16 protein-coding genes are annotated in these 20,675 nt (G+C 64.7%); 13 read left to right on the top strand and 3 right to left on the bottom strand.

Features of this window, described 5'->3' with window-relative positions; translation table 11 throughout:
• Positions 1-51: 51 nt before the first annotated feature.
• Genes V473_RS04020 through V473_RS04030 form a run of 3 tightly spaced genes read left to right on the top strand, consistent with a single transcriptional unit; the run spans position 52 to position 3,418 of the window.
• Entirely contained in the window at positions 52-855 is an 804-nt protein-coding gene (locus V473_RS04020; protein WP_169793909.1) for a peptidyl-prolyl cis-trans isomerase, read from the top strand.
• Positions 852-1,856 (top strand): HupE/UreJ family protein, encoded by a 1,005-nt coding sequence (locus V473_RS04025; protein ID WP_148648321.1) that lies wholly within the window; start codon positions 852-854, stop codon positions 1,854-1,856. The genes V473_RS04020 and V473_RS04025 overlap by 4 nt, the downstream gene beginning before the upstream one ends.
• Positions 1,853-3,418 (top strand): tetratricopeptide repeat-containing sulfotransferase family protein, encoded by a 1,566-nt coding sequence (locus V473_RS04030; protein ID WP_066600880.1) that lies wholly within the window; start codon positions 1,853-1,855, stop codon positions 3,416-3,418. The genes V473_RS04025 and V473_RS04030 overlap by 4 nt, the downstream gene beginning before the upstream one ends.
• A gap of 121 nt (positions 3,419-3,539) precedes the next feature.
• On the opposite strand, the gene V473_RS04035 is transcribed toward V473_RS04030, so the two are convergent.
• The gene (locus V473_RS04035; protein ID WP_066600882.1) at positions 3,540-5,921 is read right to left on the bottom strand and encodes a TonB-dependent receptor; all 2,382 of its coding nucleotides are present in this window, start codon (positions 5,919-5,921) and stop codon (positions 3,540-3,542) included.
• Between the two features lie 334 nt (positions 5,922-6,255).
• Between V473_RS04035 and V473_RS04040 the strand changes: the two genes are divergently transcribed.
• From V473_RS04040 to qhpE, 10 genes are all read left to right on the top strand, one after another.
• On the top strand, positions 6,256-7,716 hold the full coding sequence (locus tag V473_RS04040) for an agmatinase family protein (protein WP_066600886.1): 1,461 nt from the start codon (positions 6,256-6,258) through the stop codon (positions 7,714-7,716).
• The gene (locus V473_RS04045; protein WP_066600888.1) at positions 7,716-9,068 is read left to right on the top strand and encodes an agmatinase family protein; all 1,353 of its coding nucleotides are present in this window, start codon (positions 7,716-7,718) and stop codon (positions 9,066-9,068) included. The genes V473_RS04040 and V473_RS04045 overlap by 1 nt, the downstream gene beginning before the upstream one ends.
• A 16-nt stretch (positions 9,069-9,084) precedes the next feature.
• Positions 9,085-10,557 carry an agmatinase family protein gene (locus V473_RS04050; protein ID WP_129925366.1) on the top strand — a complete coding sequence of 491 codons (1,473 nt, stop codon included), beginning with the start codon at positions 9,085-9,087 and terminating at the stop codon, positions 10,555-10,557.
• Positions 10,558-10,689: 132 nt separating this feature from the next.
• Positions 10,690-12,417: a quinohemoprotein amine dehydrogenase subunit alpha gene (gene peaA, locus V473_RS04055; protein WP_066600891.1), complete on the top strand. Its 1,728-nt coding sequence runs from the start codon at positions 10,690-10,692 to the stop codon at positions 12,415-12,417.
• Entirely contained in the window at positions 12,414-13,862 is a 1,449-nt protein-coding gene (gene peaB / locus V473_RS04060; RefSeq protein WP_066600892.1) for a quinohemoprotein amine dehydrogenase maturation protein, read from the top strand. The genes peaA and peaB overlap by 4 nt, the downstream gene beginning before the upstream one ends.
• Positions 13,859-14,221 carry a quinohemoprotein amine dehydrogenase subunit gamma gene (qhpC, locus tag V473_RS04065; protein ID WP_066600894.1) on the top strand — a complete coding sequence of 121 codons (363 nt, stop codon included), beginning with the start codon at positions 13,859-13,861 and terminating at the stop codon, positions 14,219-14,221. The genes peaB and qhpC overlap by 4 nt, the downstream gene beginning before the upstream one ends.
• An 8-nt stretch (positions 14,222-14,229) precedes the next feature.
• Positions 14,230-15,321 (top strand): YncE family protein, encoded by a 1,092-nt coding sequence (locus tag V473_RS04070; protein WP_066600896.1) that lies wholly within the window; start codon positions 14,230-14,232, stop codon positions 15,319-15,321.
• A gap of 112 nt (positions 15,322-15,433) precedes the next feature.
• A complete protein-coding gene (locus V473_RS04075) occupies positions 15,434-16,426 on the top strand; it encodes a hypothetical protein (RefSeq protein ID WP_066600898.1) in 993 nt (330 codons plus the stop codon).
• The gene (locus V473_RS04080) at positions 16,423-18,126 is read left to right on the top strand and encodes an ABC transporter ATP-binding protein (protein ID WP_066600900.1); all 1,704 of its coding nucleotides are present in this window, start codon (positions 16,423-16,425) and stop codon (positions 18,124-18,126) included. Before V473_RS04075 ends, V473_RS04080 begins: the two co-directional genes overlap by 4 nt.
• A complete protein-coding gene (gene qhpE / locus V473_RS04085; RefSeq protein ID WP_082678970.1) occupies positions 18,119-18,820 on the top strand; it encodes a subtilisin-like serine protease QhpE in 702 nt (233 codons plus the stop codon). The genes V473_RS04080 and qhpE overlap by 8 nt, the downstream gene beginning before the upstream one ends.
• Here qhpE and V473_RS04090 read toward each other — a convergent pair.
• Both V473_RS04090 and V473_RS04095 read right to left on the bottom strand, forming a co-directional pair.
• Positions 18,754-19,752 carry a HupE/UreJ family protein gene (locus V473_RS04090; RefSeq protein WP_066600902.1) on the bottom strand — a complete coding sequence of 333 codons (999 nt, stop codon included), beginning with the start codon at positions 19,750-19,752 and terminating at the stop codon, positions 18,754-18,756. The genes qhpE and V473_RS04090 overlap by 67 nt on opposite strands.
• Positions 19,739-20,572: a peptidyl-prolyl cis-trans isomerase gene (locus V473_RS04095; RefSeq protein ID WP_148648322.1), complete on the bottom strand. Its 834-nt coding sequence runs from the start codon at positions 20,570-20,572 to the stop codon at positions 19,739-19,741. Before V473_RS04095 ends, V473_RS04090 begins: the two co-directional genes overlap by 14 nt.
• Positions 20,573-20,675: the final 103 nt, after the last annotated feature.

The following is a 20,675-nucleotide window of genomic DNA, read 5'->3' on the forward strand; positions in this document are numbered from 1 at the left end:
TTGCGAAGAACGCCCGCTCCATCGGGCGGGTGTGAAAGGATGCACGCGCTGATGCGCCGTTTGACTGCCCCGCTGCGCGCTTTGGCGGCGCGCGATCCGTTCCTCGTCTTTGTGGTCGTGTCGGGGGCGATCTTCGTGCTCTATTGGGCGGTGACGGCCAGTCGCGCGACGATCGACGTGCCGCTGTCGGTTCAGAAAAGCCTGTCCGACGATTATGAGATGATGGCGGGCAGGAAGCCCGATGCGCAGGCCAAGGCCAAGCTGATCCACGATTATGTCGCCGACGAACTGCTGTTCCGCGAAGCGGTGGAGCGGGGGATGCACATGACCGACAAGACCACCAAGCAGCGGCTGATCGATCGGGTCCGTTTCATGATCGCGGGCGCGCCTGCCGAACCGAGCGAAGACCAGTTGATGGGCTATTATGCCGGTCATCGCGATCTTTATCGCGCCGAACCGCGCATGTCGCTCGACCATGTCTTTTTCGAGCGGAAGCCGGCGGATGCGCCCGCGATGCTGGCGACGCTGCGCGCGGGCGGCACGGTCAAGGGCGATGATTTCTGGATGGGCCACGACCTGCCCAACTACGGCGAATCCATGGTGCGCGGGATGTTTGGCCAGCCCTTCACCGATGCGCTGAAAAAGGCGCCGGCCGGGTCGTGGATCGGCCCGCTCCAATCGACCCGTGGCTGGCATTTTGCGCGGGTGCGCGATCGCGGCCCGTCCGCGATGCTGCCCTATACCGATGTGCGCGATCAGGTGAGCCAGGACTATCTGGCCGCGGAAACCGGCGCGCTGGTCGAGAAGGAAGTGCGCAAGCTTGAAAGCGCCTACCGCATCCAGGTGGAGCAATGATGGTGCGCTGCCTGCTGCTGATCCTGACGCTGCTCCTGGGCTTTGCCGCCCCGGCGCAGGCGGACGTGTTCCGCGTCGGCGATTTCAATATCCAGCAGGGCGCGGACCCCGGCAGTTTCGAATTGAGCGCGTCGGTCCCGTCGGTCCTCGCCAGCGACAAGCCGCTCGGCCTGCCCGAAGGGTGCCGCGAAACCAGCCGGGAGAGGCTGACCGAAACGGTGATGACCCGCTATGCGATCGGCATCGCCTGCGACCGGGCGCTGGGGGTCGACGATGCGATCGTTACCCCCTGGGCGGTCGATGGCGGCACATTTCTGTCCACCGCCACCGGCGCGCGGGTGCAGCAGGCGCTCCAGCCCGACGGCGACAGCCTGTCGCTGCCGATCGGTGAGACGGCGGCGCGGACGCGCGCCCTGCCCGAAATCGCGGTCGAATATACGGGACAGGGGATCGTCCATATATTGGGCGGCTGGGATCATCTGGCTTTCGTCCTGTGCCTCTGCCTGCTGGCGCGCGGCCGCTTCCTGCTGGGGCTAGTGACGACCTTCACCATCGGCCATTCGCTCAGCCTGGCGCTGGCCTTCTTCGACATCGTCACCGTGCCGGTTCCGCCGGTGGAGGCGGTGATCGCGCTGTCCATCGCCTTCATGGCGCGCGAAGCGATCCGCGCGAAAGAGGAGGACAGGGCCGATCCGGCCAAGCGTCGCCGGCAACTGACTGTCGTGGCGGGCTTTGGTTTGCTTCATGGGCTGGGCTTTGCGACGGTGCTACGCGAACTGGGCGTCGCGCCGCAGGAAAGGCTGTCGGGGCTGCTCTTCTTCAACGGGGGCGTCGAGCTGGGGCAGTTGATCTTCGTCGCCTGCGTCCTGGGCGCGCTGAAGCTGGCGGCGATCTTCGATCGCGACCAATGGGTGCGGCAGGCCGCGCTTTATGGCGCCGGGATCGTCGGTTGTTTCTGGGTGATGGAGCGGGTGGCGGGCTTCACCTTGGGGATGGCATGAGCCTGGAGGCGCTGGCTCGCGCGGCGCTGGCGCGGGGCGATTTGACCGCTGCGGCGCAGGCGGCGCAACGCCTGGCGATGGAGCAGCCCGAACGCCCCGCCGGTTTCTTCCTGCTGGGCATGGCGGCGGCCGAAGCGGGGCAGATGGCCAAGGCGCTGCCTATGCTGGAACAGGCGGTGGCGCGGGGCGGGCAGGCCGAGCATCTCGCCCAATATGCGCGCCTGCTCATCCTGCTGCGGCGCGATGGCGAGGCTGGCAGGGCGGCGCGCGATGCGTTGGCGGCAGCCCCGGACGATGCGCTGACGCTCGATACGATCGGCTGCGTGCTGGCGCGGCTGGGCGATCATGCGGCGTCGGTTGCGCCGTTCGAGGGGGCGGTGGCGGCCGAGCCGAATAATCTGAGCTATCGCTACAATCTTGCTGCCGCCTGCGGTTTCACCGGACGGGTCGATGCGGCGCGGGATCATTATGAGGTGATATTGCGCGCCGATCCGGGGGACGCGCGGGTCCATTATGCGCTGGCCATTCTGTCGCGGCAGAGCGTACAGGCCAATCACGTGCCGCGACTGGAGGGGGCCTTGGCGAAAGCGCAGCGGTCCGAAGACAGGCTGCGCATTCGCTATGCGCTGGCCAAGAGCCATGAGGATATAGGGAACGCCGCCGACGCTTTCGCCCATCTTGCTGCGGCCAATGCTGCGCACAAACAGGCGATCGGCTATGATTTTGCGGCCGATGCGGCGATCTTCGACGCGATCGAACGGGTGTTTGCGGACGGCGCGCCCAAAGGTTGGGGCGCGGGACTGGACGATCCTGCGCCGATCTTCGTCACCGGTATGCCGCGCACTGGCACGACCTTGGTCGATCGCATCCTGTCGTCCCACCGCCAAGTCGGGTCGGCGGGCGAGCTGCAGGCGATGCCGCTGGCGGTGAAGCAATTGTCTGGCACGCGATCCCGGCTGGTGATCGACCCGGATACGATCGCGGCGAGTGGGGGGGCAGACCCGCTGGCGATGGGACAGGCCTATATGACGCGCGCCAGCCATCATCGGCCCGACGGGAAGGCGCGCTTTACCGACAAGCTGCCGGCCAATTTTCTTTATATCGGCCATATCCTGCACGCGCTGCCGCAGGCGAAGATCGTCTGCCTGCGCCGCCATCCGATGGATACGCTGTGGAGCAACTATAAGAATCTCTTCGCCAGCCAGTCGGCTTATTACGCCTATAGCTACGACCTGATGGACATTGCGCGCTATTATGCGCGCTTCGACCGACTGATGGCGCTGTGGGATCGACTGTTTTCCGGCCGGGTGCTCCAGTTTTCCTATGAAGCATTGGTCGCCGATCAGGAGGGCCAGACGCGCCGCCTGCTGGACCATTGCGGGCTGGAATGGGACGCAGCCTGCCTGTCCTTCCATGAAAACAAGGCGGCGGTCGCGACGCCCAGCGCGGCGCAGGTGCGCCGTCCGCTCAATGCCGATGCGGTGGCGCGCTGGAAACGGCATGAAGGGGCGCTGGTCCCGGTCCGCGACTGGCTAGTGGCGCAGGGCATCGCCGTGGCCTGAACGGCGCAGTCTCGGCGATCTTTCCAACATCGTTTTTGTATGTCAGGCACGGCGTGGACGGGACCAAAAAAGGGCGTCTTCCAATCTGGAAGACGCCCTTCTCCTATCCTGTAAACCGCGATCAGAACTTCAGGCGGCTTTCGACGCCGATCACGCGCGGCTGCGCGACCGACTGGGCATAGCCGCGATAGATGACGCCGTCGTTGACCAGGCCATAGCGGGTCAGGTCGTTGCCAATGCCCGTGATCGCATATTTGTCGAAGATGTTGTTGGCGAACACCCCGATTTCATAGGCGTCGGTCTTGTAGCTGATGTTCGCGCGGCTCATTGTGTAGGCCGGGATACGCTCGCCACCGCCACGCAGGCCCGGACGGCTGTAGATGCCGCCGGTGTAGGTGGTGGTCCAGCCCAGCACCAATGCGTTGTCACCCATGGGAATATCGTAGGTGACGCCGATGGCGCCGCTGTTCTTGGTCGAACCCGGCAGGCGGTCGCCAGCGAACACATCGACCAGATCGCCGCCCTGGACTGACAGAAGCTGTGGCACATCCTCGGTCAGCTTCGCGTCGAGATAGCTGTAGTTGCCGCGAATGGAGAGGCCTTGGATCGGCCGCGCATCGAAGGAGAATTCGATGCCCTTCGATTCCGCCGCGCCGCCATTGGTGATGATGCCGATCGCGCCATTGGCGGTCTGGCCATCCAGCTGGATACCGTTCCATTTGATCTTGAACGCCGACAGGCTCATCGACAGCTTGCGATCGAACAACTGGGCGCGAACGCCGATTTCGGCATTCTTGACCGCGTCCGGTCCATAAGACAGTTCGTTTTCAAGTGCGCAGAGATTCTGGCCAGGCGGCAGCGGCAGGACGCAGGGCGCGACGCGATTGACACCCCCGATGCGATAGCCCTTCGAATAGGTGCCCCACACCATCAGGTCCGGTGTGATGTTGTAGGAGCTGTTGAACTTCCAGACCGTGCCGTCCTTGCCGGTCGAACCGGCGCGCGAGCGGAAGTTGATCGCAGGAAAAGTTTGGAACAGTGGCAAGGCGGTGCCGCCCAGCACGTCGGCGGCATATTTGAAATAGCGGATGCCCGCCGTCACCTGCCATTGCGGCGTGATCTTGAAGCTGCCTTCGCCGAAGATCGCTTTCTCGTCGAGCTTGGTCTTTACATAGGACGCATACTCGACTTCGTCAGGCCGATTGATGCCCGCATAGGCCGGATAACCAGGCACGATCTCACGATAGTCGGAATTGGTGCTCTGCCGATTCCAAAAGCCGCCCAAGACCCAGCTGAACGGGCCGCCATGGGTGGAAACCAGCCGCAATTCCTGATTATATTGCTCGTCCGTGCCACGCGACTGGGTATAGCCGGAGAAGGCCGGGAACAGTTCGTAATCATAGTCGAGGTCGAGCAGCAGATCGGTCACGTCGATCGAGCTGCGGCGTTTCTTGTTGGTGTATGCCGACACGAAGATCGCCTGCGCCACGTCGGCGATATTGCCCTGCACTTCGAGCGAAACGAGCTGTGAGGTGCGCTTGGACGGCTCGGCGGAGCGCCATGGCGCTTCATATCTGCCTTCGCCAATCACATTGCCACCGGTCGCCTGGCGGCCCTGGGTCTTGGTCTGCTGGAAGGCGTAAGTGAAATAGGCCTGGAAATCCGCGCCCGTGAAACCGAGCTGGTTGCGGCTGGTGAAGGTCTTTTCGGAGTTCAGATCCTTGCGGCCCGCGAAGTTCGCCGCCTTGTCGGCATCGGTGCCGGTGGGGTTGGCGACGCTGCCCGGCTGGGGCAGCGACGTGCCGGGCGATTTGAGGATGAACGGATAATCGATGAAGCCGGGATCGTAATAATAGCCGGTGACGGTACGGAAGGCGATCGCGTCCTTGACGATCGGGACGTTGAGCACGCCGTAACCAACATAGCCGATGCCCTTGCTATGGGCGACGTCATAGGCGCGGCCATAGACTTCGCCGCTGAATTGGGTCGGATCGGGGCGGTTGGGGATATAACGGATCGCGCCGGCCAGCGTACCCAGACCGTAAAGCGTGCCCTGTGGGCCGAGCAGCGTTTCGACGCGCTCCAGATCGATCAGCTTGTAATCGACATAGAGCGGCACATCGCCCAGATAGATGCCGATCGCGGTATCGCTGTTGCCGCCGGTGGAGCTGGTGTCGCTGGCCGAAAGACCGCGCATCACGATGTTGGCTGCGCCATAGGGGCCAGTATCGGTGATGGTGATGCCCGGCGTAAAGGCGGCGATGTCGCGGATGTCATCGATCTGCTGGCTGGCCAGCTGCTCGGCGCCCACGGCCGAAATATTGATCGGCGTTTCCATCAGCGTGGTGCTGCGGCGGGTGCCGGTGACGACGATGACGTCGCCGTCCGCTTCGGCCGCTGTAGCGGCGGGCGCGGTCTGGGCCATGGCGGGCATGGCCGCCGCGGCGCTGGATATGATCGTCGCGGACAATAGTCCCAGCTTGAGCTTTGCGCGATACGACATGGTGTTCCCCTTCTTTTTGCAATTCTTCCCCGGTCGTAATCCTCTGCCTGGATCGGCCATGGCGTGCATGTGACGCAGCCATGGCGCGGCGGGCGGCATGACCTGCCGCCTCTTGGCTTTTGGCATGGCGCAGAGGCTATGGAGCGCGCAGGCACTCAAACATGGGGCATTTGACGTAGCTTGTCCGTCTATCCCGCCATGGCGCGGTCCTACGTCAAACGCCCTATTGGGATCGAGGGGGCGGACCGCCTACCCATCGGGTCGAAGGCGGATTTTCCGCCCCCTTCCTGATGCCTATGCCCGCTTGCGGGGCTGGAGACTATGCATGTCGTCAATGACCGCCATCACGGGATGGAGCATAGCCGGGATCGCGGCGATGGGCGCTGCGATAGCGGGCGTGCCCGATCGCAATGCCGGCACCCCCGCGATGCAGACGCCGCTGGAAGATGATATGGGTCGGCCCAAGCCGCTGGAGCTGCCCAAGGATGTCGAGGCGAAGCTGGCGGGTGTCGATCAGGCGAAGATCGATTTCCTGAAAAGCGGCGTCACTGGCCGCTATGTCGAAAAGGACGCATTGTTCGACCGCATCCGCAAGGGCACACCGGAAGAGATCAGCGCCTATATCGATGCGATGCAGGCGCTCCACGCGCAGGTGGAATATAAGGCCGGGCGCGATCTGGCCGCCATTCCGCTCGACACCCGCTCGCCCTGGTTCAACGCCTGGAAGGCGAGGCGATCGGGCGCGCTCGATCCCAAGCGGGCGGCCGGCCCGATCGAACTGACCCGCTATGTCGGCGGCTGGGGCGGCGGCTTTGCCACCTTTGCCGGCGCGCCGGCGGCGATGACACCGGACGATCTGGTTGCCGGCAAGGTGGACGTCGCGATCGTCGGCGCGCCGCTCGACATGGGATCGGGCTGGCGCAACGCGATCGACGGGCCGCGTGCGATGCGCATGACCGGCGGCGCGGCCGGCAACGACATGTATTCGATGATCAACCCCAACGCCGCGCTCAAGATCGTCGACTATGGCGACATCGCCATCGACCAGAACAGCACTGAACGCAGCGTCGATCATGTGCGCGACATGGTGGGCGAGATTGCCAAGACCGGAGCGATCCCGATCGTCATTGGCGGCGACCACAGTCTGGAATATCCCAATGTCGCGGCAGCCGCCGACGTGCATGGGAAAGGCAATGTCAGCGTCATCCACTTCGACAGCCATTATGATATCGGGCGCGGGCGCGTGCATCTGCTCGATCATGGCCAGCCGATCTATCGCGTCATCAGCGAAGGCCATGTTCGCGGCAGCGACTATATCCAGGTCGGCCTGCGCGCCCGTGGTCCCGACCTCGAAACCTTCGGCTGGATGCGCAACAAGGGGATGCGTTATCACACCATGGTCGAGGTCGAGAAATGGGGCTGGGACAAGGTGATGGCCCGCGCGCTCAAGGAAGCGCGGGAAAAGGCCAAGAAGCTGTGGATCAGCTTCGACGTGGACGTGCTGGACCCCGCTTTTATGCCCGGCACCGGCACGCCCGTTCCCGGCGGCCTGACGATGCGCGAAGCGCAGCCGATCATGCGCAACCTGTGCGCCCAGAACGACATCGCGGGTATCGATATCGTTGAAGTCGCGCCCTATCTCGACACCAGCTACAAGACCGCGCTCAACAGCAATTTCCTGCTGAACGCCTGCCTGGCCGGCATCGCCATGCGCAAGAAGGGGCTGAAGCCCGGCTATCTAAACCCTGTTTCGGTCGATCACGGGCTGGACGCTTATTATGGGAAGAAGAACTGATGGCACGCTCCATCCTGCTGGCGCGCAGCGCCGCCGTCTGCCTTGCCTTGGCGACGCTTGCCGCGCCGGCGCTGGCGCAAGGCAGCGACCCGCTCGCCAGCCTTTCGCCGGAAAAGAAAGCGTTCCTGTCCGATCCCGCAACGCTGGAACGGTTCGGCCTGACGCCGGAGAAGTTGCAGATCGCGCTGGCCGGCCGCCCGGCCGCCGACGTCGATGCCTATGCGACCGCGCTGATGGCGGTGGTGGAGGACAGCAAATATAAGGCAGGCCGCGATCCCGCGGAAATCGCGCTCAACCCGCAGGCGCGCGGCTGGAACGCCAGCACCACGGTTCGTCCCAAGATGTTCGACAAGCTGGCGCGTGAAGACGGCCCGTTCAGCCTGAAACGCTATATGTTTCAAAAGGGCGGTATCCCGACCTTTGCTGACGCGCCGGTGGCGATCCGCAAGGAAGATCTGGTCGCGGGCAAGGTGGAGGTCGCCTTCGTCGGCGTGCCGCTCGACTTCTCGTCGGGCTGGCGTGACGCGAAACATGCGCCGATGGCGCTGCGCGGCATGGATGGCCTGGTCGGAGCGGATGCCGATGGCGGGGTCGATCCGGGCCTTGTCCTCTCGATCGCCGATTATGGTGACCTGACCCCCGATTATATGGCGCCCGACCGGGGCCTGGACCATATCCGCGCCATGATCGCGGAAATGGCCAGTGTCGGCGTCGTTCCCTTCATCGTCGGCGGCGACCATACGATCATGTTCCCCGATGTCGCCGCGATGGTGGACGTCTATGGCGCGGGCAAGGTCGCGCTGGTCCAGTTCAACGCCCATGCCGATGCCGAACTGAACGGCGATCATCTGATTTCCGATAACCAGACGCTGACCCGCCTGCTGGAGCAGAATCTGCTCCGCGGGAGCGACGTGACGCTGGTCGGCCTGCATGGCCGCGATGCTGGCCCGGCGACGCAGAAGCGATTGACCGACGCAGGCGCGAAGATCGTGCCGACGGCGGCGATCCAGGAAAAAGGCTGGCAGGCGATCACGACCGATCTGATCGCGGGCCTGAAGACGGGGCCGGAAAATGTCTTCGTCTCCTTCGACATGAGCGTGCTCGATCCGGGCGATGCGCCCGCGTCCGGTCGCCCGGTGCCCGGCGGCATCACCATGCGCGAAGCCATTCCGATGGTCCGCCAGCTATGCGCCCAGACCGAGGTGGTGGGCTTCGACCTGCTCGACGCCGCGCCGATCCTGGACCCGACCTATGTCAGCCGGATGAGCGCCAACTACATCCTGCACGCCTGCCTGAGCGGCATCGCGATACGCAAGACGGGCGCGACGTCGGTCCAGACCGCCAAGCGCTGAACCAGGGAGAACCGCCATGCCGTCGATCAATGCGATAAGCGGATGGGGCATGGCGGCGGCCGCGGCGGCCTCCGCCGTGGTGGCGGGCAATGGCTTCGACACGCCCAACCCGCCGCCGCCTTTGCCGCAGGAAGATATCATGGGAGAACCCAAGCCCATCGAGATTCCCGCCGATGTCATGGCGAAGCTTTCTGGCATTGCACCGGAGAAAGTGGCCCTCATCAAGCAGGGGCGCACCGGCCGCTATGTCGAGAAAGATGCATTGTTCGGCCGCATCCGCACCATGCCGGCGACCGAATTGGCCGCCTATATCGATGCGATTGCGGCGCTCCATGCGCAGGTCGAATTTCAGGAAGGGCGCGACGCCAGGACGATCCCGCTCGACACCCGGTCGGCCTGGTTCAACGCCTGGAAGGCGAAGCGGCCGCTGGTGATGGACCCCAGGCGCGATGCTGGCCCCATGGACCTGGGCCGCTATATCGGTGGGCGGCGCGGCGGTTTTGCAACCTTTGCGGGCGCGCCGGTGGCGATGACGCCGGAAGATTTGAAGGCGGGCAAGGTCGATGTCGCGATCGTGGGCGCGCCGCTGGACATGGGATCGGGCTGGCGCAACGCGATCGACGGGCCGCGCGCGCTGCGCATGACCGGCGGCGCGGGCGGCAACGACATGTATGCGATGATCAACCCCGGCTCCGTGCTGGAGATCGTCGATTATGGCGACATCGCCATCGACCAGAACAGCACCGAACGCTCGGTCGCCCATGTGCGCGAGATGGTGCGCGAAATCGCCCGCACCGGCGCGATCCCGATCGTCATCGGCGGCGATCATAGTCTGGAATATCCCAATGTCGCGGCGGCGGCTGACGTCCATGGCAAGGGCAATGTCAGCGTCGTTCATTTCGACAGCCATTATGATGTCGGCCGCAACGGCGTCCATTGGATCACCCATGGATCGCCGGTCTATCGCGTTCTGCACGAAGGCCATGTCCGGCCGCAGGATTATATCCAGGTTGGCCTGCGCGCGCGCGGCCCGGATCTCGAAACCTTCGGCTGGATGCGCAACAAGGGGATGCGCTACCACACCATGGTAGAGGTGGAGAAACATGGTTGGGACAAGGTGATGGACCGCGCCATCGCCGAAGCGCGCCAGAATGCCAAGAAACTGTGGATCAGCTTCGACGTCGACGTGCTGGACCCCGCTTTCATGCCCGGCACCGGCACGCCCGTTCCCGGCGGCCTGACGATGCGCGAAGCGCAACCGATCATGCGGCGGCTCTGCGCCGAAAACGACATCGCCGGCATCGATATTGTTGAAGTCGCGCCCTATCTCGACACCAGCTACAAGACGGCGCTCAACAGCAACTATCTGCTGAACGCCTGCTTGACCGGGATCGCCATGCGCAAGAAGGGCCTGCCGCCCCGCTACTGGAATCCGGTGTCGTCCGAACATGGGCAGGATGCCTATTACGGTCCGAAAAAGAAATCGTGACACTCGTCAAGATTCTGATGGCGGATTGCGCAGCCGCCATACGTCATTTGGGCAATAGCGCCGTTCGAGCGCCTGCTTAGGCTTCGACATCCGCCCAAGGCAAATGGCTGGGCGCCAAGGGGGACATACAGGGTGAAGCGGCTTCCCGTCACGAAATTTGGCTTGGTTGCGCTCTTTTCCGCGTCGGTCGTGTTCGCCCAGGCGGATGGCGGCCCCGATGGCGCGACGATGAAGGAGACGGAAGCGGGCATCCCCGTCACCGATCCGCTCGTCACCGAAAAATGCAGCGCCTGCCACACCGCGGACGCCAAGGGCAATCTGTCGCGGATCAGTTGGGTCCGCACCACGCCGGAGGGCTGGGCGCAGGCGATCAAACGGATGGTGCGCCTGAACGGTCTGGCGATCACGCCGGAAGAAAGCCGGGCGATCGTGAAGTCGCTCTCCGCCTCGCACGGCCTTGCGCCCGAAGAGGCCCGTCCGGTCATGTATCTGCCCGAAAAGCGGATGCTGGACGAAACGATCATCCCCAACGAAACCATGCGCGACGCCTGCGCGAGTTGCCACAGCTATGCCCAGCCCCTGTCCTGGCGCCGGTCGAAGCTGGAATGGAAGACGTTGCAGGACTTGCACGTCGCCCTCTATTCGCAGGCCGACGCCCAATATCGTCGCCCGGCCGAAGATGCCGAACAGCCTGTCGGGCGCGATCCCAAGGACAAGCTGACCCGCGGCGACTATGCGCTGACCTATCTGCCCAAGGTCGCGCCGCTGCACACCCCCGAATGGGCCGCCTGGAGCGCGCGCCAGCGCAATCCGCGCCTGGCTGGCGAATGGCTGGTCGTCGCATCGGTGCCGGGCAAGGGCCGCTATGTCGGCGAACTTACCGTGGCGCCGGGCAAGCAAGCCGACGAATTTACCACCAGCGCGACGCTGCGATCCCTGACGGACGGTGGCACGATCGGCCGCACCGGCACTGGCATCGTCTATGCCGGCTATAGCTGGCGCGGGTCGTCCACCGGCGCAGGCGCTGCCAAGCCCGATGACCTTGGCAGCGCGGCGCGCGAAGCGATGTGGTTCGCGCCCGACCAGCAGAGCGCGCAGGGCCGCTGGTTCTGGGGCGACTATCAGGAATTTGGCTATGACGTGAAGCTGGTCCGCGCGACCGCCGCGCCCGCGATCCTGGCGGTGACGCCGGGGCCGGTGAAAGCTGGGAGCAAGGGCGTGCAACTGCGCATCCTGGGCCACAACTTGCCCGCTTCGCCCAGCGCCGCCGATATCGATCTGGGCGCAGGCGTGACGGTCGCCAGAATCGTGTCGGCCAGCCCCAAGGAACTGGTCGTCACCGCCGATGTCGCACCCGGCGCATCGTCCGGTCAGCGCGACGTCGCGATCGCCGGCGCGGTGCTGGAGCAGGCCTTCCCGGTATTCCACAAGATCGACTATATCAAGGCGACGCCTGAAACCGCGCTGTCGCGGCTGGGCGGCATCAAATTCCCCAAAGGCTATCAGCAGTTCGAGGCGATCGGCTACGAAAACGGCCTCGACGGCAAGCCTAACACGCCCGACGACATCGCCGTTGGGCCGGTTGCCGCCGAGTGGGCGATGCAGGAATTCCTGTCGGTCTATTATGACGACGACACCAAATATGTCGGGGCGCTCAGCCCCACCGCCTTCTTCACCCCCGCCGAGGAAGGGCCGAACCCGGCCCGCCGCTTTGGCCGCAACAATTATGGCGAAGTCTGGGTCGTCGCGACCGCCAAGACGGAAAAGGACAAGTTCGGCAAACCGCTGAGCGCCCGATCCTACATGGTGGTGACGGTGCCCGCCTATCAGAAATGGGATCAGCCGGAGGTGTCGCGATGACCGTCATGCAGGCGCCCGCCTATCGCCGGGCCGAATATCACGGCTTCCAGGCGGGCGGCGGCCACTTCGTCTATCTGGTCAGCGCGGGCGCGATCTTCGAGATCGACGCGGATGTGCGCGCGGTGCTGGCCCGGCTTGACGGGCAGGAACTGACCCATGCCGCGCTGGTCCGCGAACTGGCGAGCGACGGCCGCGATCCGGGCGAAGCCGAAGCGCTGGTCCGCGAACTGCGCGCCGCCCGCCTGATCCAGCTTGGCGCAGCCGCCCCGGTTATGCCGCAGGCGCCACCGGCCGATTTTCCGCTCCAGGCGCTAGTGCTGAACGTCACCAACCAGTGCAATCTGGCCTGCACCTATTGCTATGAATTCGGCGCGGACAAGATCGCGACCCCGGCGGGCAAGCCCAAATATATGACGTTGGAAACGGCGCAGGCTTCGGTCGATCTGCTCATCAGAGAAGCGGTTGGCCGCAAGGCGGTGCATATCACCTTCTTCGGCGGCGAAACGCTGATGAATTTCAAGTTGTTGCGCGACGTGGTGGACTATGCGAACGCGGCCACGGCGGCGGCGGGAAAGGCGATCACCTACAGCCTCACCACCAACGCCACGCTGCTGACGCCGGATATTGTGACCTTCCTGTCCGACAACCGGATCGGCGTCACCGTGTCGATGGACGGCCCGCCGGAGATGCAGGACAAGCATCGCGTCTATAAAAATGGCAAGGGCAGCTATGCGGTGATCGAACCGCGCCTGCGCACGCTGATCGCGCACCACAAGACCCGCGCCATCACCGCGCGCGTGACGCTGACCGAAGGCGTCACCGACGTCGTGCGCATCTTCCGTCATCTGAAGGACGATATGGGCTTCCACGAAGTCGGCTTCGCGCCGGTGACGACCGGGGAGGAGCGGGCCTATTCGCTGGATGACAATGGCATGGACAGCGTGCTGGCGCAGTTCAGCCTGCTCGCCGACGAATGGCTGGAATATGCCCTGCGCGGAGAATCCCACGGGTTCACCAATGTCAGCGAGACAATCAGCGAGCTGATTTCCGGGGTCAACAAGTCGCATCCCTGTGGCGCGGGTCTGGGTCTGATGGGGGTCAGTCCGTCGGGCGACCTGTCCCCCTGCCATCGCTTCACCGATGCCGACACGCACAGCATGGGTCATGTCTCCAGCGGTATCGACCGGGCCAAGCAGGGCGATTTCCTGGCCAAGGGCCATGTCGAGGCGAAATATGACTGCCAGAGTTGCTGGGCGCGTCCGCTGTGCGCGGGCGGATGCCATCATGAGGCGTTCGTGCGCTATGGCGACACCGGCCACGCCAATCTCCATTATTGCGACTGGATACGGCAATGGACCGACACCTGCCTGCGCATCTACGGCGTGCTGGCGGTGCAGAATCCCGGCTTCCTCGAACGCTTCGCTGAACGAAAGGGCCTGTCATGAAGCATCTTCGTGCCATCAATAAAAAGGCGCGCGCGATCGGCGAGGCGGTGGCCGAGATCGAGGCTGCTGCCGCCGGAATGCCGTCCGACATGGAGGAGGACGTCTTGGCCCTCCAGCAGCAACCGCGGCCCCATGTGCCGATGGGTTGCACCCTGTCCTTCTCACCCGGCTGGGAAGTCGATGCGGGCGGCGGCACGGCGGGGCTGTGCCAGCCGGTCGAACGCGACATCTACGATTGTTACGTCACCTGCTTCTGGCCCGTCCAGGTGCCCGATCATGTGAATTATTCGCCCGACTGGGCCAGCAACTGCGCCACCGCCACCAAGGATTGGCGCAGTCTCGATCTTGTTTTTCCATGAGGCGCGCCATGTCGATCCATCGCACCATCGTCGCAGCGGGGTTTGCCGCACTGGCCGCGCTCCCGGCGTCCGGCTCCACCCTCTTCATGGGCAGCTATCCCGACGAATTGCTGGTCTTCGACGAAGGCAAGGCGGCGGTCACGGGCAAGATCAAGCTCGACACCGGCCTGCCGACATCGATGCTGCTGTCGGACGACGGCAAGCGCATCTACGTCACCACCATCACCACCAGCGGGATCGAGGTGATCGACACCGCCACGCGCAAGGTGATCAACAAGTTCAGCCTGAACGACGGCGTCACCCGTTATCGCTTCTGGGGCGGGGCTGCGGACCCGACCGGCCGCTATTTCTACACCGTCATCAGCCGGTTCGACAAGGAAGCGGATCGCTACAAGGTCAGCAAGCCAATGTACGGCGTGATCGACCTGAAGCTGCAAAAGGTCATACGCACGGTCGATATCGACAAGGAAGATGAAAAGGCAGGCGGTGGCTATCGCGCCGCCTATAAAGTGTCGCAGGACGGCAAATATCTCTACATCTTCGGCGACAAGGTGCTGATCCTGACCGTCGCCGACATGAAGGTCATCGACCGCATCGACCTGGCCAAACCCGAAGGGACGGGTCTGGAAAATGTCGGCTTTGGCGGGGCGATCGACACGATCCGCACGCCCGGCCAGTTCGTGTCGCTTTTCAACGCGGCGGACCCCTATATCCACAACAAGATGTTCGGCCTCGCCCGTTTCGACCTGAACAGCCGCCAGTTCGATTTCACGCCGATCGGCCCCGCGCCGGACAATATGGCCGGCCTGCAAATGACGCCCGATGGGAGCCAAGCCTACACCGTCGTGACCAACGGCAAGCTTGGCAACAAGCGCTGCGAATTCTGGCACATGGACATGAAAAGCAATGCGGTCGTCGACAAGGCGGAGTTCCAGTGCCGATCCCGCTTCCGGTTCGGCATGTCGATGGATGGGGCCAAGCTTTATATTTACGGCGCCAGCTATGATGTGGAGGTCTATGACGCCAAGACGTTGAAGCTGGAAGCGACCTGGGATCTGGGCAACGACACCACCGGCGCGGGCATGGTCGCGGTGGAATGAGAATAGAGATTATCTGTTCCGCCTTCCTTCGTTCACTTCGAGCGAAGTCGAGAAGCGGCAAGCGCCGTGTTGGCGTTTCTCGAAACGCTCGAAACGAACGAGTGTCGCCACGATGACCATCATCGCCATCCGGGGCAGCGGCATCGCCGCCACGGGATGCGCGCATATATTGGCTGGCGCGGGCTTTCGGGTCGCAATCGAAGAACGCCGCCGCCCGTCCGTGCCGACGATCATGCTGAGCGATCCGGCCCTGCGCCTGATCCGCGGCGTGTTCGATCGGCCGGACCTGTTTGCCGACCAGCCGCGCGTGAAGCGACGGCTGGTCGCCTGGGGCGGGGCGCCGGTCATGCTGCCCCATGACGCGGCGCTGGCATCGGAGGAGCAGGTCCAGGCGGCCTTGCCATCCATCGCGGCATTCGAAGCAGGGCCAATCGATTTCACCATTCATGCCGCGTCGCCCGCGCGGCTGGGGGACATGCACATCTTTGGCGAACGCAACGCGATCGCGGCTAAGGTGACATTGCGCGATCCCGCCTGCATCGAAGAGGCGCGGATCGAGGCCGTGGCGACAGGCTGGCTCTATCTGGTGCCGGCCGAACCGGGCTTTGGCTGGCTGCTGGGCGTGGGTGGCTCGGTAGATGGGTTGCTGGGTAAGAGCGCGCTGATCGCGCCGGTCGTGGACGCGATCGGCGCGACATCCACGCCTTTTCCGGCTGCGCCCCGCCTGCAATTGCCGCTCCATGGCGATGACTGGCTTGCCTGCGGCACGGGGGCGCTGGGCTTCGACCCGATTTGCGGCGACGGCACGGCGCAGTCGGTGCGGGAGGCGATATTGGCGGCAGCGGTCGTGATGGCCATGGCCGATGGCGGCGATCGCGCCGCGCTGCTCACCCATTATCGATCGATGCTGATCGCGGCGATGCGCCGCCACCTGCTGCTGTGCGCGCGATTTTACGCCAATGGCGGGCAGGGTGGCTGGTGGCGCGCGCAGCATGACGCGCTGATGGAGGGGCATCATATATGCACCGGCCTGCTGGCCAGGCTCCCCGAACCGCGCTTCCTGCTCGACGGTTTCCGGCTGGCGCCCCGGCAGGTGGCGGCATGAGCGCCCCGACCGCGCCGCCGATCGCCAATTGGGGCGCCTACAAGCGCCTCACGCCCTTCCTGCGCCCCTATCGCGGCGCGTTGCTGGCCGTGCTGGCGATCAGCTTCGTCTCGACCATGCTCGGCCTCGCCCAGCCCTATCTTTCCAAGCTGATGATCGATCAGGCGCTGCTCAAGCGTGATATGAGCGCATTGGTCGACATTGCGGCGATCATGATCGCCGTCACCATCGCGGGCTTCGCCGTCAACATCCTCGCCAGCTATCGCTATGTCGCGCTGTCGGCGGCGATGCTCTACGACATTCGCGCGGCGTTGCTGCGCCATCTCCAGACACTGTCGCCCCGCTTCTACGGCAGCTTCCGCCTGGGCGATCTCGTGTCGCGCATGAACAGCGACGTCAGCGACGTGCAGCGTATCGCCTCCGACACTTTGCTGTCGGTTGTCAGCAATCTGCTCTTCTTCGTCGGCTGCGTCGCGATGATGCTGTGGCTCGACTGGCGGCTCTTCCTGGTGAGCGTCGTGCTGGTCCCGGCCAGCCTGGCGACCTTCAGCTATTATCAGCGTCGCCTGACGGCCCTCACCCGCGACATGCGCGAGCGGGGGGCGGACCTGGGCAGCCTTCTGGTCGATACGGTGATGGGGATGCGCGTCGTCGCCTCGCTCCGCGCGGGCGAGCATGAAGTGGGGCGTTTCAAGACCAAGAACGACGCCTTCGTCGCGTCGATGCTGCGGATGCAGGTCGCGTCCTTCATGACCGGCGCGCTGCCCGGCACGCTGATGACGGCGGCGACATCGGCGGTGATCCTCTATGGCGGCTGGCGGATCATTCATGACGGAATGAGCATCGGCACACTCGTCGCCTTCATGACCTATCATATGCGGCTGCTCTCGCCGATCCAAACGCTGATGGGGCTAACGTCCGGGCTGGCGTCGGCGCGGGTGTCGCTGGGGCGCATCTTCGAACTGTTCGACACAAAGCCTGATGTCATTGAGCGCAGCGATGCGCTGCCCATGGCGCGGGCGGGTGAGATGCGCTTCCAGCAGGTCGCGATGCGCTATGATCGCGATGCGGTGCTGCGCGATATCGACCTCACGATCCCGGCGGGCAGCCTGTGCGCTATCCTTGGCCCCAGTGGCGTCGGCAAATCGACCATGGCCGACCTGATTGTCCGCTATCTCGATCCCGACAGCGGGCGCATCACGGTCGATGGCCGCGACCTGCGCGACTATCGACTGGATGATCTGCGGCGCGAGATCATCCTGGTCGATCAGGCGCCCTATCTGTTCAACGATACGATCGCGGCCAATATCGGCTTCGCCATGGCCGATGTGTCGCCCGACGCCATCGCGGCGGCGGCCCATGCAGCCGGGCTGGACGGCTTCATCGATAGACTGCCGGAAGGCTACGCCACTCGCGCGGGTGAGCGCGGCATGGCGCTGTCGGCGGGCGAGCGGCAGCGGGTGGTGCTGGCGCGCGCCTTGCTGCGTCAGCCCAGCATCCTGATTCTCGACGAGCCGACATCGGCGCTGGACGGGGACACCGAGCAGCTTGTGGCGGGACGGCTGCGCGATGCGCTGCCCCACGCCACGATCATCGTCATCACGCATAAGCCCGCGCTGGCGCGGATGGCCGACAGCATCATCACGCTGGAGCAGGGACGGGCGCAGATGACGTCGCGCGCAGAGCCGGTTGATGCCTGATCCGATCCATATCGCCGTCATCGACAGCGGCGCCCATCCCGATCATCCGCATATCGATCCCGCCCGGTTGTTGCCCGGCATTGCGATCGCGGGCGACGGCGCGATCAGCGAGTGCGACACCATCGACGCCCTTGGCCATGGCACCGCCGTCACCGCTGCCATCCAGGGGCAGGCGCCCGATGCGCTGTGCCTGCCGATCCGGGTGTTTCACGATGCGCTGCGCACCACCGCGCGCGCCTTGATGACCGCGATCGATTGGGCCGTGGCGGCGGAGGTGGACATCATCAACCTTAGCCTGGGTACGGTGAACCCGGCGCATCGCGAGTTGTTCGCGGGGGTCGCTGACCGGGCGCTATCTGCGGGCGTGCTGATCGTCGCCGCGCGGGAGGCGGAAGGAACGCCCTGCTATCCCGGTAGCCTGGCCCAGGTGCTGGGCGTGTCGCTCGACTGGCATTGCCCGCGCGAGGATCATGTCGTGCGCGACGGGATCATCTTCGCCTCCGGCCATCCCCGGCCGATCCCCGGTGTGCCGCAGCGGCGCAACCTTCATGGTGTCTCGTTCGCTGTCGCGAATATGAGCGGCATCGTGGCGCGGGGCGGGCGACCGGCGATAGCCCGCTATCGCGATCAGGCGATGCCGAACCCCGCGACCCGCTCGACCATCCAGAGGCAGCCGATCGCGCCGACCGCATAGAGCGCGGCGACCCGCACCGGCGTTGCCAGCGACACCGCGCGTAATCCCGCCAGCGTCGCGACGATCGCGCCAACGAAGATCAACTGTCCCGCTTCCACGCCGATGTTGAAAAAGACCAGCGCCGGCAGCTTCTCGCCCGCCTGCACGCCCAGTTCGCCCAGCGCCGTCGCAAAGCCCAGACCATGGAGCAGGCCGAACAGCGATACGACGATCGCCTGCCGCCGGAAAGCGAAGGCCTGCTTGCCCTTGCCGATCAGCAGCGCCTCACGCGCCATGAAGGCGATCGACAGGGCGATGGCGGCCTCCACCGGCGGCACGGGCACGCGCACCAGTTCGAAAAAGGCGATGGCGAGCGAGATGGAGTGGCCGGCGGTAAAGGCGCTCACCAGCCAGAGCAGGTCGCGGCCGCGCGCCAGCAGCGCCAGACAGAGGACGAAGGCCAGATGATCCCAGCCCAGCCAGATATGCCAGACGCCCTGGGCCAGAAATTCCGGCGCAATCCGGGCGATCGGCCGCGCCGTTGCGGCGGTTTCGCCGACCGGCACGGCGATGCCTTGCGCGTCGCCGGTCAGGCTGCGATCGACCTGCGCGCCCATGACATTGGTGACGAAGCGGCCGCCATCGGCCTTCCACGGCGTCTGGATGACGTCGCCAGCGGCAAAAGGCCGGTCGCACGCCAGCTCAAACCCATATTGCGCCCGCCCGCCGCCGGTCTGGCGGCTCATGCCGGTCTGGCGGCAGCCGTCGGGCAGGATGAGCGGTGCTGGCTGTCCCACGGCTTCGGGAACGGCGGCGGTGAAGTCATAGGTGTTCGGGTCTTCGCCGCGCGTCAACGCGAAGTCGGCGGACAGGAAGATATCGGCCATCGCCGTGCCGGGCGCCAGCGCCGCCAGCGCGAGCAGCAGCAGGGCGAACAGCTTATTCTTCGACATCGAACTTCTCCTTCAGGCCCGCCAGCGCGTGTTGAATGGCGGCGTTGCTGTGGGCGATCATATAATCCTGCCGCACCTGATCCCTGATCGCGGGAAAGGGGATCATGGCGGACGCGATGCTCTCGCTCTTCTTCACGAAATGCCAACCGCGCGGGGATGCGATCGGGCCGATCCAGCGGCCTTCGGGCGCGGTCTTGAGCGTGTCGACGAAAGGCTGGCCGAAAATGCCGCGCACCATGGAATCGCCATAGCGGGGGAAGTCGCGGCCCAGCCAGAAATCCTCGCCGCCGATCGTCTCGCCCGCATTGAGCTGGGCCAGCAGGACGTCGGCGTCAGCGGGCTTTTGCTGGCGGAAAATCTGGGTGAAGCTGGTGCGCGGTTCGGCGCGATACAGGTTCAGATGGTTCGAATAATGATCGACCAGTTGTTCTTCGTTCGGTTCGGGCGGGGCGCCGGCGATCAGGTAGCGGACCTTGTCGACCAGTCGCTTGCGGGTTTCCCCGTCGGTCAGGTGCATGTTGCGGTCGATCGCCTCGCGGAACAGCAATTCCTCGGCCAGATATTCGGCCTTCAGCCGGGCGCGATCCTGCGCCGTCGCCTTGCGTCCGGTCAGCGTCTCCAGGTCCGCGACCTGCGCCTGCTCGATCTCCGCCGTGAAGATGACGGGCGGCTTTTCGAAATGCTGGACGACCTGATAACCGCCGAACAGCGCCACGCCGACGAGCAGAAAAGCGAACAGCGGATCGCGCGTCACCCGGTCGATCCCCGACATCGGATTGCGCCATTGCCGCGGCGACGTCGCCGCCTTGCATGTCGCCATAATATCCATGGATTCCGCCCCGTTCGCCATGCCCGCAATATTAGGGGGAAGCGCATCGCCATAGCCTACGTCAAATGACGCATACGGGCGCTAGGCGGCTTTC

It is taken from the genome of Sphingobium cupriresistens LL01, assembly GCF_001046645.1.
Classification (GTDB): Bacteria; Pseudomonadota; Alphaproteobacteria; order Sphingomonadales; family Sphingomonadaceae; genus Sphingobium; species Sphingobium cupriresistens.

What these genes read in the sequence shown, in the direction of transcription:
- V473_RS04040 (WP_066600886.1), top strand. Translation starts at nt 6,256, where the DNA reads ATGACCGCCATCACGGGATGGAGCATAGCCGGGATCGCGGCGATGGGC.
- V473_RS04070 (WP_066600896.1), top strand. Translation starts at nt 14,230, where the DNA reads ATGTCGATCCATCGCACCATCGTCGCAGCGGGGTTTGCCGCACTGGCC.
- V473_RS04025 (WP_148648321.1), top strand. Translation starts at nt 852, where the DNA reads ATGATGGTGCGCTGCCTGCTGCTGATCCTGACGCTGCTCCTGGGCTTT.
- V473_RS04075 (WP_066600898.1), top strand. Translation starts at nt 15,434, where the DNA reads ATGACCATCATCGCCATCCGGGGCAGCGGCATCGCCGCCACGGGATGC.
- V473_RS04050 (WP_129925366.1), top strand. Translation starts at nt 9,085, where the DNA reads ATGCCGTCGATCAATGCGATAAGCGGATGGGGCATGGCGGCGGCCGCG.
- V473_RS04045 (WP_066600888.1), top strand. Translation starts at nt 7,716, where the DNA reads ATGGCACGCTCCATCCTGCTGGCGCGCAGCGCCGCCGTCTGCCTTGCC.
- qhpC (WP_066600894.1), top strand. Translation starts at nt 13,859, where the DNA reads ATGAAGCATCTTCGTGCCATCAATAAAAAGGCGCGCGCGATCGGCGAG.
- V473_RS04095 (WP_148648322.1), bottom strand. Translation starts at nt 20,572, where the DNA reads ATGGCGACATGCAAGGCGGCGACGTCGCCGCGGCAATGGCGCAATCCG.
- V473_RS04090 (WP_066600902.1), bottom strand. Translation starts at nt 19,752, where the DNA reads ATGTCGAAGAATAAGCTGTTCGCCCTGCTGCTGCTCGCGCTGGCGGCG.
- peaB (WP_066600892.1), top strand. Translation starts at nt 12,414, where the DNA reads ATGACCGTCATGCAGGCGCCCGCCTATCGCCGGGCCGAATATCACGGC.
- V473_RS04035 (WP_066600882.1), bottom strand. Translation starts at nt 5,921, where the DNA reads ATGTCGTATCGCGCAAAGCTCAAGCTGGGACTATTGTCCGCGACGATC.
- V473_RS04080 (WP_066600900.1), top strand. Translation starts at nt 16,423, where the DNA reads ATGAGCGCCCCGACCGCGCCGCCGATCGCCAATTGGGGCGCCTACAAG.
- qhpE (WP_082678970.1), top strand. Translation starts at nt 18,119, where the DNA reads ATGCCTGATCCGATCCATATCGCCGTCATCGACAGCGGCGCCCATCCC.
- V473_RS04030 (WP_066600880.1), top strand. Translation starts at nt 1,853, where the DNA reads ATGAGCCTGGAGGCGCTGGCTCGCGCGGCGCTGGCGCGGGGCGATTTG.
- V473_RS04020 (WP_169793909.1), top strand. Translation starts at nt 52, where the DNA reads ATGCGCCGTTTGACTGCCCCGCTGCGCGCTTTGGCGGCGCGCGATCCG.